Source organism: Paenibacillus sp. D51F (assembly GCF_053345695.1).
The window spans coordinates 210961-223632 of record NZ_JBKFAO010000002.1; the positions used below are offsets into that span (position 1 = coordinate 210961).

The following is a 12672-nucleotide window of genomic DNA, read 5'->3' on the forward strand; positions in this document are numbered from 1 at the left end:
AAGGTCAAGAGCGCATCTCCATGCACGGACTCCAACGCTTCATCCGCTCGCCAGACGAGGCTGCCCGAATCGGAAGCCGGCCTGTTATCAGGCGCTTGCCGTTAAGAGGCCTGCAGAACCGCGGATCCGTTCCGCTGCCGCTCATCCCCGCAGCTGCTTCCTACCGGCTTGCGCCGCCGGCTGCCTGCTCTTCTTCCGCTTCGAGAGCTTCGTTGAGCAGCACCATATGATAATGGTCCTCCCATTTCCCGTTGATTTTCAAATATTTTCGGGCCAGCCCCTCTTCCTGGAACCCCAGCTTGCGCACGACCGAGAGAGAGGCTTCGTTGCGCGGAATGATATTGGCCTCGATCCGGTGCAGCCGCAGGGCGCCGAAGCCGTAGTCGACCATCGCCTTGACGGCTTCCGGCATATACCCTCTGCCAAGCAGTCCTCTGTCCAGGCGGTAGCCCAATGTGCTGTTCTGAAACACGCCGCGGACGATATTGCTGAGAGCGACCGAGCCGATGACGGTGTCGGGAGCTTCCTTCAAGAAAATCCACAGCTTGCACATTCTGCCCGCTTCGATTTCGGCCCGGTCGGCCTCCAGCATTTTCCGCTGCGCGGTCAAGGTATAGAAGGATTCGTCGCGCAGCGGCTCCCACGGCTCCAGAAACTCGCGGTTGCGGCGCGCATACGAAGCAACGGCAGCGACATCCGCCGGCTCCGCCGTCCGCAGAATCAATCGATCCGTCTCCATGCTTTTCATCTTCATCATCCTTCCTGTTTTCAGGGCGAAAACAAATCCCGGCTCCAATAGCGGAGCCGGGACTGAAACCATCCTAACCAGTTTATACAGGACCCGCGCTTCCCGCAAGCTCCTTGTACTTGGCCGCGTACTTGCTCACGCTCTGCACGAAGGTCGCATGCGACCAAGTGAGCGGAGCGACGGACAGCGGCGAGCCGTCATAGGGATTGAGCTGCTCAGGCAGGACGCCGCTCTCCAGCGACTGGCGGACGACCCACTCCAGCGTGCGCCTGGGAGCTTCCAGTTCGGCCAGGCTCGTCGCCGACTCGATCTCGAAGTTGGCCACCCACAGCGTGCAGATAATCCATGGGTTCCCAGGAACCCGGTCGATCTCCCCGGATTGCTGGAAGTAATAGTCGTTCGTATAACGGGCGATGCCGCCGACTTCGGTACGCACCGCCAGCCCTTCCCGGATCGCCTGCATCGTGCCGATGACACGGTGATCGGTCGCCGGCAGCACGCCGAACTCCAGAACGGCGAACAAGCTGCTCTCCAGCGTCATGTCCTTCACCCAGCGCCCGTCCTTCTGCACGAGTCCGCGGGCGAACCGGCCGCTGTCCTCATCCCATAGATGGGTCAGCATGCCCTGCTTGATCTCCTCGGCGGTGCGGCGGTAATGGTCGCTGCGCTCGTAATCGCCGAACAGCTCCGTGAAGAAGCTTGCCGCCATGAGGCCTCCATATACGGAAGCGGTCGTATACGTCCAGATGCCGTAGCGTTCCTCCCACAGGTCGTAGCTCGGCTTCGGCAGCGACATCGAATGCTCCATGTAGCTGCTCAGGAAGGCGGCCGACTTGCGGATGAGGCTGCTGTATAGCGACTGGGGCAGCTCGATGACCTGATGGCGCTTGTAGTCTCTCCAGAGCGCGAACAGGACAAGCGCCGTCTCGTCTTCCTGGATCGGGAGCCGCTTGGTTCCCTGAACCATGTAAGGATGCCAGCTGGAGCCTACGGTTCCGTCCGGATTGAATTTATGGTACAGATATCCTTCCGGAGTAAGCGCCTGCGAGCAGAAGTGGAAAAACGGCGCGATCACGCTCTGATAGCCTGCCAGCGACATCGCATCGGCGACCAGCGCTCCATCCCGCGGCCACATGTAGCTGTAATGGTCCCGGTTGTACTGAAGGATATCGGTATCGTTGGCCGCGATGATGGCGCCCCGCTCGTCGGTCTGCGTCCTCACCATGAGCAGGCTGAGGCGGAACATCCGCGCCACTTCCGGAGGCAGGTCGCCCAGATCCCTCTCCGCCCTGCCCAGCCAGTGGTTCCAGTAGATGACGATGCGGCTGAGCAGCTTCTCGGGATGGTTCTCCTGGACGTACTGGTTCAGCTCCTTGACCTCTTCCAGGCTCTTGCCGATCGACATCCAGTAATAGACCGTCTTCTCGCCGCCCGCCGGAACGACAGTGCGGAAGCTGATCGTGCTGTCGACGGAGCCCTGTGCGATCGCATTGCCCATGAGGGTGCCGTCCTCGGCGTCCCTCCATGTTCCTTCCGCCGAATGGAACCGCTTGATTCCGGTCGAATACTGGGTCATGCCGCCTTCGTCGGAAAATCCGTTGAACATGAAATACGACGAGCGCTTGTAGTGGAACAGCGTATGGTTGTCGGGATAGTAGGCGGCCGTATCGCCAACCTCGGATCCGTCGATCATGAGATCCTGGTGGAAGAACAGCCGGTATTCCCTCTCCCTGTCCGACAGGTTGCGGATGACGACTCGCTTGAGGTAGATGCATTCGCGCTGATGGATGCCGTCGTTCATCTGCAGCTCCGTCTGGAGCCCGCCATGGCGGGCGTTGACGTTGGTGACGAGAGAATCCTCGATATAGTCCAGCTTGGACTCCCAGGCCGAATCCTCCAGCCAGCTGAATTGTCCCTCGGTCCAGATGCCGAGGCGGCAGTATTGGCCGCCGACATGGTTGAGCTGTCCGACGTACGGATAATAGATGTCCCGGATGTAGCTGTTATGGTCAAGGTTGAGAAGCATTTTTCCGTTGCCGATTACAAGGTGACGGGCCATGATTCCTTCTCCTTCCGCTCAGGTGCTAGTTGTTCGTAGAGGCCGATGTAGGACTTGGCGGAACGGCTCCAGCTGTAATCGTCCTTCTCGCCGTTGCTGACGATCACCTTCCAAGCTTGTTCGTTGCGGTAATAATGCAGCGCCCTGCGGATGGTATACAGCATGTCATGGGCGTTGTAATGCGCGAAGCTGAAACCGTTGCCTTCCCCAGTGTATTCGTTGAAAGGCTGGACGGTGTCCTTCAGCCCTCCCGTCTCTCTCACGATCGGCACCGTTCCGTAGCGCAGCGCCAGCAGCTGGCTGAGGCCGCAAGGCTCGAACTGGGACGGCATGAGATACAGGTCGGAGCCGGCGTAGATGCGGCGCGCGAGCCCGTCATCGAAGCCGGTGCGGATGCTGCATTTGTCATACCGGGAATGCGAGGCCTGGCGGAACATCTCCTCGTATTTCCATTCCCCGGAACCGAGGATCGCGAACTGCACGTCTTCTTCGAGCAGCTCGCCGAAGACGGCGTCGATCAGGTCGAAGCCCTTTTGCTCCACCAGCCGGGACACGATGCCGATGACCGGAACGTCCGCCCTCTCGGGCAGGCCCATCTCCCGCTGCAGGGCGAGCTTGTTGGCCAGCTTGTACGGAGCGGAGCCGCCCAGCTTGGCGTGGAGCGCCTCATCCGCAGCCGGATCGAAGTCGGCCGTGTCGATGCCGTTGACGATGCCCGCCAGATCGGCCGCTCTCCAGCGCAGAAGGCCGTCCAGCCCTTCCCCGTAATAAGCGGTCTTGATCTCCTCGGCATAACTCGGGCTTACGGTCGTAAGCTTGTCCGCGTAGAGAAGTCCGCCCTTCATGCAGCTCGCCGCACCGTGGAATTCCAGGCCGCCTTCGCTGAAGATCTCCGGCCCCATCCCGATCATATCCATCATTTCCTGCTGGCCGAATATGCCCTGATACCGCAGGTTATGGATCGTGAATACGGTACGGATGCCGCCCAAAACCTCATCCTGGAAGTAACGGCGCTTGAGCAGGAAAGGCACGAGCCCCGCCTGCCAATCGTGGCAGTGCAGCACATCGAAGCGGGTGTCCATCCTGCGGACCGCTTCGAGCACGGCGATGCTGAAGAACACGAAGCGCTCCGGATCGTCGCCGTAGCCGTACAGTCCGCCCCGGCGGAAGTAATGCTCGTTGTCGATGAGATAATAGACGACTCCGCCGACCTCTCCCCGGAGAAGTCCGCAGTATTGCATCCGCCATCCCATCTGGACCGAGAACGTGTCGATCGTCTCGAAATGCTGCAGATGCTTCCAAGGGATGCTTTCATATTTGGGCAGGATTACGCTGGCTCCCACCCCGTTTTCCAGCAAAGCTTTGGGCAATGCGCCGGCCACGTCGGCAAGGCCGCCCGTCTTGGCCAGGGGCACAGCCTCCGATGTCACGAACAATACATTCACGGCAGGTTCCCTCCTGGACAGCGCAAGCGGCGGCAGCTGTTCCTGCCTGCCGGCCGCCCGCCTGTCTTTCTATCATCTAGTATCGGTTTGGAAGAGTCATTCTATTCGCTTTTAGAGAAAAAAGCTGCAATTGCTAGATAAGATGGACCTCGGCTGGAAGGAGGCGACCTCCCTCTAGAGAGAAAAAGGTCCCGATAAGAGAAAAGACCATTAAATGGTCTTTCTCTTGCCGGATACGAAAGGCATGCTTTCCGCGCCGCGGATGTCGCGGTCGGCTTCAACGCTGCTTTCCTTATCCAATATGACCCGGTCAAGCCGGGTGCCCGCTCCGATCGTTCCGTTCTGCATGACGATGCTGTTGCGGATGACGGCGCCTTTGCCGACGTGGACGCCGCGGAACAGCACGCTGTTGATGACGGTCCCTTCGATCCTGCAGCCATTGGCGATCAGGGAATTGCCCGTCATCGCTCCTTCGAGATAACGGGTAGGAGGCTCATCCTTGGTCTTGGTGTAGACCGACCCCGGCTGGAAGAACAGCTCCCTCCACACCTCGGGGCGAAGCAGCTCCATGCTCGTGCGGTAGTAGGATTCCACCGTATTGACGACGCCGAGGAAGCCCTCATAGAGATAGCCGTATATTCGCAGGCTGTCCAGGCGCGAGAGGATCGCGTGGCGGACCAGATGGTCCTGCCCCTGCGCCAGCGAGGTCTGCACGAGATCCATGAGAAGATCCTTCTTCATGACATAGATCTCCATGGAATGAAGCGAGCTGTCCATATTGCCGAAATGGTCCTGCATCTGAACGACGCGGCCGTCGGAGGCAAGCTCGACCTTGCGCGTCTTGCCGCTGAGCATGTCGGCCTGCTGCTTGCAGACGACGGTAACGTCGGCGTTCATCTGCTCATGGTAATCGAGCACCGCGTCGAGATCGATGTTGCACACCATCTGGCTGCGGGTCACGACGACGTACTCCAGCTTGCAGCGCTGGAAATAGTCGCGATGCTGGTAGAAGTGGAACAGGTCTCCCCGGCTGAGCTCCTGGATGCTGTCCGAAGCCGGCGGAAGAATGAAGAGGCCGCTCTGCCTCGTATGCAGATCCCAAGGACGGCCGGATCCCAGATGGTCCATGAGGGAGCGGTACTTCGTATGGGCGAACACGGCTACCTTGTGGATGCCGGAGTTGACCATGCTGGAGAGCGTGAAGTCGATCAGCCTGTATCTGGCCCCGAACGGGACGGTAGCCGGGCAGCGGTATGACGTGAGGCCTTCCAGCTCATCCGTCTCGTGGATAAGGTTCACGACGCCCATCGCTTTGTTGATCATGGCTGCTCCACCTCCTGAAGTTTTGGACTTCTGCTGATCTTCTCGTCGCTGCCGACGACGGCGATGTCCGGACTGTCGGGGGATCCCATGACGACGCCAGGCTCGATGACCGCTCCCTCGCCGACGATGGCGCGGTAGAGCTTCACTCCCTCGCCGATGATTGCTCCCGGCATGATGACCGATTCGCGGATGAAGCTGCCGGCGCCGACTTCAACGCCATGGAACAGGACCGAACGCTCGACGACGCCTTCGACGACGCATCCCTCGGTGACGAGAGAGTCGGAGATGGATGCCTCCGGAGAGACATAATGGGCCGGGCGGTTGTGGCGGGCGGAATAGATTCTCCACTCGTCGCCGCCGAGATCGAGCTGAGGCTCGGCGCCGAGCAGGTCCATATGCGCCTCCCAAAGGCTGTCGATCGTGCCGACGTCTTTCCAATAGCCCTTGAACGGGTACATATGGAGCCTGATGTCATCCTCCAGCATGCGCGGAATGATATCCTTGCCGAAGTCGTGGCTCGACTTTCGGTCTCCTTCGTCGAGGATGAGGTACTTCTGCAGCACTTTCCAGGAGAAGATATAGACTCCCATGGAGACCACGTTGCTGACGGGATGCTTGGGCTTCTCCTCGAAATCCGTCACGCGGCAGTTCTCGCCGATATGCATCGTGCCGAACCGGCTGGCTTCCTTCAGCTCGACCTCCAGACCGGCGATCGTCACATCCGCTCCGAGCTCCTTGTGATGCTCCAGCATCTTCTCGTAGTCCATCTTGTAGATATGATCGCCGGAGATGACCAGCACGTATTCCGGCTCATAGCGGTCGATGAATCCCATATTCTGATAGATGGCATTGGCGGTTCCTTTGTACCAATCGCCGCCTTTTGATTTGACGTACGGGGGGAGCACGGCCATTCCGCCGTCGCTGCGGTCGAGCCCCCATGGGCTTCCGATGCCTAAATACCGGTTCAGCTCAAGCGGCTGGTACTGAGTCAGGACACCGACCGTGTCGATGCCGGAATGCATGCAATTGCTCAAGGTAAAATCGATAATCCGGTATTTGCCGCCGAAGTGGACGGCCGGCTTGGCCAGATCCTTCGTCAGGACTCCCAGCCGTTTGCCTTCTCCGCCGGCAAGCAGCATGGCGATCATCTCTTTTGGCCCATGGTACCCATCTCCTCGTCAATGTGTTCCCCGCGGCCGGAATTCTAGGAGCTGGAAGCTGAGCGGGGGCAATTCCACGGTAAGGCTGTAATCTCGTCCGTGCATGGGTTCAGGCTTGCTGAGATAGTGGGTCGGCAGCCCGTCAAGGCTGCCTCCATATATGGAATCGCCGCTGTGCAGAAGAAGGGAGTAGCGCCCCTTCTCCGGCACGCCGACTAGGAATTCCCCATAGTTGCTGCGCGAGAAGTTCGCGACGGCCACGACGAACCTGCCGCCCTCGCCCCTGCGGATGAAGGAGACGACGCTCTGGGAAGCGTTGTTCGCGTCGATCCACTCGAAGCCTTCGGGATCGTAGTCCTTTTGCCATAGAGACGACAGCTTGCGGTAGAGATGGTTCAGCTTGCGTGAATAGTGCTGCATCTGCCGGTGGGAGTCGTACTCCAGCACCATCCAGTCCAGCGATTCGCTATCCTTCCATTCGTCGAATTGCCCGAATTCTCCTCCCATGAACAGAAGCTTTTTGCCGGGATGGGTCATCCAGAATCCGTAAAACAGGCGGAGGCCGTCGAACTTCTCCCCGTAGCTGCCGGGCATCTTGTTCAGCAGCGAGCGCTTGCCGTGCACGACCTCGTCATGGGACAAGGGCAGCACGAAATTTTCGGTATAAGCATACATAATGGCGAAGGTAAGAAGATTATGCCGCTTCGGCCGCTCGGAAGGATCAAGCTGCATATAACGGAGCATGTCGTTCATCCAGCCCATATTCCATTTGAAGTTGAAGCCAAGCCCCCCTTCGTGGACGGGAGCCGTCACGCCGGGCTCGGACGAGCTGTCTTCGGCGATCATGAGGGCGTTCGGGAAATAACGGAACACGGTTTTGTTGAGATTCCGCAGGAACTCCACCGCCTCCAGATTGCGCGTCCCCCCGTACCGGTTGAGGCTGTGCATCTCAGGCGGCTTATCCATCGTCAGATCCGTCATGCTGGCCACGGCATCCACGCGAAGGCCGTCCACGTGGAAGATGTCCATCCAGTAGATGGCGTTGGAGATGAGGAAGCTTTGGACCTCGGTCCGGCCGTAGTCGAAAGCGTTGGTTCCCCACAGCGGCTTTTCCGCCAGCTTGGGATCGGCCCCCTCATAGATCGGGGTGCCGTCGAACTGCCTGAGCCCCTGCTCATCCTTGCAAAAGTGGGCGGGCACCCAGTCGAGGATGACTCCGATTCCCTTGCGGTGGCAGCGGTCGATGAACTTCATCAGGCTCTTGGGACTGCCGTAACGGCTCGTCGGAGCGAAATAGCCGGTGATCTGGTACCCCCAGGACTTGTCGAAGGGATGCTCGGCAAGCGGCATCAGCTCGATGTGGGTGTAGCCCATCTTGACGACGTAATCCAGCAGCTCGCCGCCGATCTCGTCGTAGGAGTAAAAGATTTCCTTGCCTTTGATCTTCCAGGTTCCCATATGGATCTCGTAGGTGAGCATCGGCTCCTCGTAAGGAGATGCGTTTTGCTTGCGGGCCTGCCATTCCTCGTCCTTCCACTTGTAGCTGCCGAGATCGGCGACGACGGATGCCGTGCCAGGCCTCAGCTCCGAGGCGAAGGCGAACGGATCCGCCTTCATCAGCCTGCGCCCGTCGGCAGCGATGATCTCGTACTTGTACATCGTCCCGGCCTTCAGGCCCGGAATGAACAAGGACCAGCAGCCGGTACTTCCTGCCGGCTCCATCGGATGGGAGGATCCGTCCCATCCGTTGAAGTCGCCTGCGACCCGGACTTCGCGGGCGTTGGGCGCCCAGACCGTGAAGCGGATACCGCGTCTTCGGTTCTCGAGCGCGCTGTGCGCGCCGAAGGTGCGGTAGGCGTGATGGGCCTCTCCGCGATTGAACAAATAGAGATCTTTCATGAAAGCTTTATCCGGCAAATCTTGTACGATTGGCATGGGGCACCTCCGGAGGAATGGGCTGTTCGGGGCGGTCGTCATGTTCGGCATGCCTAGTCCTTCAAGTATATCAAAACATCCGGATAAGGAGATAAAAATCGTCATGTAAACGCTTTATAAACGGACTCGCCTTAATCATATACCCACGCCTTTAGTCTTACAAACCAAAACTTGTATGCAATTAAAAAAAGCCTGCATCGGATGCAGGCTGGGGCATTTGAAACGGTGAAAAGCATGTCGATTCTTGTCTGGATATGTCTATGGTCGCAGTTGACGCAGGTTCTGGTTCCTTCCTGCCTAGGATCGGCGCGATCCCTTTCCGCCTGTCAGCAGGCAAACGAGGATGGCCGCGAAGGCAGTCATCGACAGGAGAGGAATCGTAATGAAGCCGAGCCAATTGAGGTAGTCCCGGTTGCACGGCACGCCAGACTTGCACGGCACGAATCCAGCGAGGGAAGGATTCCAGATTTCAAGGTTGTGGTAGAGGGCGATCAGGAACCCCGCGGCAGCCAGAGGAAGAGCGTATTTGGCGATGCCCCTGTCCCCTTTGTATACCGCGACGCCGAGAATGACGGCCAGCGGATACATGGCGATGCGCTGGTACCAGCAGAGGTCGCAAGGAATGAAGCCTTTGACCTCGCTGAAGTACAGGCTGCCGAGCGTCGCGACGAGGGCGACCATCCAAGCGAAATAAAAGCGGTAACGAGGCCAGAAGCCTTCGACCGGCTGCTCTTCTTCTTCACTCCGTATCATGCAGTCTCCGTCACTCCTTGGGGGCGGTTAGGATCATTTGCTCGCGGCCTCGATCTGGCCCTTGAGATCGTTGTAATCTTTGAAGCTGACCAGCTTGCCGTTCAGGAACAGCGTCGGAGTGCCCTGCACGCCGGACTTGGCGGCCAGGGAATTATGCTCCTTGACCCGGTCTGCGTAGACGCCGCTTTGAATCTCCGCCAGCATCTTGTCGTAATCGATGTCGAGCTTCGCCTCCTTGGCGATCTGCACCAGCTTCTCAGGCGTCGCCCATGCGGTGTTCTCGTCTTCTTGATTGGCATAAAGAGCATCATAATAAGTCCAGAAAGCGTCCGGCTTCTGCGTCCGGACCGCTTCAGCGGCTTCGGCGGCCGTACTGGAATCCTTGCCGATGAAAGCGTAGTTGGCGAAATAAAGAGCTGCTTTGCCCGTGTCGATGAGATCCTTTTGAAGCTGAGGCTTGTACGTCTCCGCGAACGTCTTGCAGCTCGGACATTTGTAATCGCCGAATTCCACAATCTTGACCGGAGCGTCCGCGCTGCCCAGTCGAGGCAGGTCGGCATAATCGAAGTCATACGCCTTGGACTGGTTGTTGATGCCCAGAACGATGAAGACAGCTACCGCCACTATGGCGAGGGAGAGCCAGATCAGCGCCCCGTTGCCGCCTTTTTTCTTGTTCGGATTGACGTAGGCTTTGCTGCCTTGGCTCTTGTTCCTGTTCCTGCTCTTGTTGGCGGAGGTTTTGCTCAAAAGGGCGTCCAACCTTTCTGTGATCCCTTGAATCGGATCGTTCATGATTTGGGATGAATGAGTTCAAAAGCACTTACTAAAGTATAGCCAGCATGGGACAAAGGCGTCAAGCGCCTTAAACCTCTCAACCGGGGGGAGAAATCGACGATTTGGAGAAATCCGGGCCATATAATCCGATGTTGTCCAGCATCAGCTTTCCGGGTCCGCTTCCGGCGGATCGGAAGCGGATCTCGACGGATACGAGCCCGTCCGTGTCGAGACTCGGGTTCAGCATGGCGAACAGCTTCAATGGCATCCGGTAGGAATGCAGGACCGACGCGGCTGCGGCCTTGTATTTCCCTTTGCTCCACCCTTCCGCCAGCCAGGACATGCGCAAGTAGCGCGGAGCTTCGGGAGGGGAGATCGGTCCGACGGCAGCCTGAGAAAATTGTCCATCCGCATCGGTCAAGCGGACGGTCGCAGAAATCTCCTGAGGCTGGCAAGGGGAGCCGTCCGCCTCGCACAGGTCCAGGGAGCGGCTGGCAGCGGAGAAAGCGACGCCGCCAGCCGGCTGAAGGAGCTGCGGCGACTCCAGGCGAAGCCGGTAGTACCCCTCGCCGCTGCCGGCGTCCCAGGAAAAGACCCCGGCCAGGCTGCCTTGCCCTTCTCCGCTGCGGCTCGGAACGGGCTGGGCGGTCGCCGTCAAGCCGGGAGCCGCTTCCGCTGCCGGCGCGCTTGCAGGGCTGGCTCCCTCTTCGAAGTCCTGAAGCATCCGGTAGGATCCGTCTTCATATTGAATGGAATAATCGGGAGACCGGACTCCGGGGATGCTGTCGCGGGGATCGCGGATCCTATCTCTCGCTTCCGCATCGCTGCGGAACACCGCATCCATAAAGGCGGAGATGAAATAAGAAGCGACTGCACGCTGCTCCTGTCCGCTGAGAAGCCCCTTCTGGCTCAGCAGCAGCCCGCCCGGGAGCGAATTGTCCATCGTCCCCCAGTCGCTGTTGAACCGGCTGTGGTTCGCATCCGGGATGTAGACGGCCGCTTTGAAATCATCGGAGTCAGGTTCGATCCCGGTCCGGTTGTACTGCCGTTCTCCGTAGAAATCCGTCAAGTCCGCGTCCCGGTCGCCTTGCAGGACGAGATAGCTGACCCCGCTCAGCTGCGCCCGCTCTCCGTCCGTGATCGTATCGGTCGGCGCGAGAGCCGCGACGGCAAGGATGGAGACGCCGTCGACGCTGCTGCCGAACCAGCGGGAGGCGTCCGCGGCCATCGCTGCGGCCTGTCCGCCCCTGGAATGGCCGATCAGCGCGGTCCGGGACAGGTCGATCCGGCCATAGAACGGATTGCCCGGCTGCTCCGCCCATTCGGCCAGCTGCTCCAGATGGCGGAGGAGCAGCCAGGACCGCAGCAGCATATCGTCATCCGGGATATCGGACCAGAGTGAATAGTTCAGGAAGTTCTCGTCCACGGATACGGCCGCATACCCGCGGGAAGCGAGCATCTCCCCGAGATAGGCATAGCCTTTGTCGGAATCCTGCTCGGCGAGGTGGTTGCCGTGCACCAGCAGCGCCAGCGGCGCCGGTTCCTTATCTTCGGGCAGCCATGCCGTTCCGTTGAGCGGCAGACGGGAAGGATCGAACCCCCAGTAAAGGCTCTTGATCCATGTCCATGAGGGCAGCAGCGAGCTCGCATCCGCCGTTCTGGATACAAGCATGGCGTCTTCGCCGAACTCCTCCCTTCGGTCCGAACCGCTGCCATAAGTGAACACCTGATATCCAGCCTGTCCGCTCGAAGTCGGAGCAAAAGCGTAGTCTGCCGACTCCCCTGCCATTCGCTCTCCGATGTCTTCGGACATTCGGACAGCCATGGGCAGCAGCAGCAGAAGCGACGCTGCGAAGACGGCGAATCTGAATGCAGGCTTGCCGCTGCCCAGGCGTCTGCGCCTGTCCGCTCCGGCATGCAGGGCGGACAACAGCATTCCCGCCGCCATTCCGCAGGCAGTGAAAGCCGCTGCGAGCATGATGGACACGGCCCATCCGGCTCCCGATAGTTTCAGCGCCGCGCAGGCGCCTGCAAGCAGGGCAGCCGCCCCGCCCGCAAACAATCGGGGCAGCGGAAGGCGGACCAAGGCGAACACAATGGCAAGCAGCATGGAGAGCAAGCCCAGAACCGCTGTCGCGGCCAGCACCATCAGCATGGCATCCTGCGCAGCCCCGAATCCGGTAGGAGCGCCCATCGCGGATGCGGAAGCCAGGAAAGCTCCCGCTGCCCATAGACCTCCCCATGCCCTTCTCCAGAAAAGGCTGTCCCGCTCCGCGAAGCGGAGCCATCGCCGCTGACGGTCCCGGACCTGGGCCGGAGCGATGATATTCCGTTCAACTGACATCGGCTGATTCCCCCGACTCTATCATGATGTTGTGCCAAGTATACCAGAGGCGCAGGCTCTACGGCATCTGTTTCCCGCTTTTCGATACATGAGATTCCCCGCTTCCGGACAGGATAAGGCTGCCAATGTTA

At 59.5% G+C, this 12672-nt stretch carries 9 protein-coding genes; all 9 read right to left on the minus strand.

Annotated features, from left to right (window positions below; translation table 11 throughout):
- Window positions 1–160: 160 nt before the first annotated feature.
- The 9 genes from ACLBWT_RS04600 to ACLBWT_RS04640 all read right to left on the minus strand — a co-directional run bounded on the left by ACLBWT_RS04600 (window position 161) and on the right by ACLBWT_RS04640 (window position 12541).
- On the minus strand, window positions 161–748 hold the full coding sequence (locus ACLBWT_RS04600; protein WP_447661887.1) for a GNAT family N-acetyltransferase: 588 nt from the start codon (window positions 746–748) through the stop codon (window positions 161–163).
- An 82-nt stretch (window positions 749–830) separates the two neighbouring features.
- On the minus strand, window positions 831–2807 hold the full coding sequence (locus tag ACLBWT_RS04605) for a glycoside hydrolase family 15 protein (RefSeq protein WP_048748450.1): 1977 nt from the start codon (window positions 2805–2807) through the stop codon (window positions 831–833).
- The gene (glgA, locus tag ACLBWT_RS04610) at window positions 2789–4252 is read right to left on the minus strand and encodes a glycogen synthase GlgA (RefSeq protein ID WP_127506783.1); all 1464 of its coding nucleotides are present in this window, start codon (window positions 4250–4252) and stop codon (window positions 2789–2791) included. Before glgA ends, ACLBWT_RS04605 begins: the two co-directional genes overlap by 19 nt.
- A gap of 210 nt (window positions 4253–4462) precedes the next feature.
- Entirely contained in the window at window positions 4463–5575 is a 1113-nt protein-coding gene (glgD, locus tag ACLBWT_RS04615) for a glucose-1-phosphate adenylyltransferase subunit GlgD (protein ID WP_447661888.1), read from the minus strand.
- On the minus strand, window positions 5572–6723 hold the full coding sequence (locus ACLBWT_RS04620) for a glucose-1-phosphate adenylyltransferase (RefSeq protein WP_447661889.1): 1152 nt from the start codon (window positions 6721–6723) through the stop codon (window positions 5572–5574). Before ACLBWT_RS04620 ends, glgD begins: the two co-directional genes overlap by 4 nt.
- A gap of 30 nt (window positions 6724–6753) precedes the next feature.
- Entirely contained in the window at window positions 6754–8670 is a 1917-nt protein-coding gene (gene glgB, locus ACLBWT_RS04625; protein ID WP_048746730.1) for a 1,4-alpha-glucan branching protein GlgB, read from the minus strand.
- A 297-nt stretch (window positions 8671–8967) separates the two neighbouring features.
- Complete coding sequence (locus ACLBWT_RS04630) at window positions 8968–9423, minus strand: disulfide oxidoreductase (protein ID WP_021879222.1); 456 nt, start codon at window positions 9421–9423, stop codon at window positions 8968–8970.
- A gap of 33 nt (window positions 9424–9456) precedes the next feature.
- Complete coding sequence (locus ACLBWT_RS04635) at window positions 9457–10170, minus strand: DsbA family protein (RefSeq protein WP_246029161.1); 714 nt, start codon at window positions 10168–10170, stop codon at window positions 9457–9459.
- A 124-nt stretch (window positions 10171–10294) separates the two neighbouring features.
- The gene (locus tag ACLBWT_RS04640) at window positions 10295–12541 is read right to left on the minus strand and encodes a hypothetical protein (RefSeq protein ID WP_447661890.1); all 2247 of its coding nucleotides are present in this window, start codon (window positions 12539–12541) and stop codon (window positions 10295–10297) included.
- Window positions 12542–12672 lie beyond the last annotated feature (131 nt).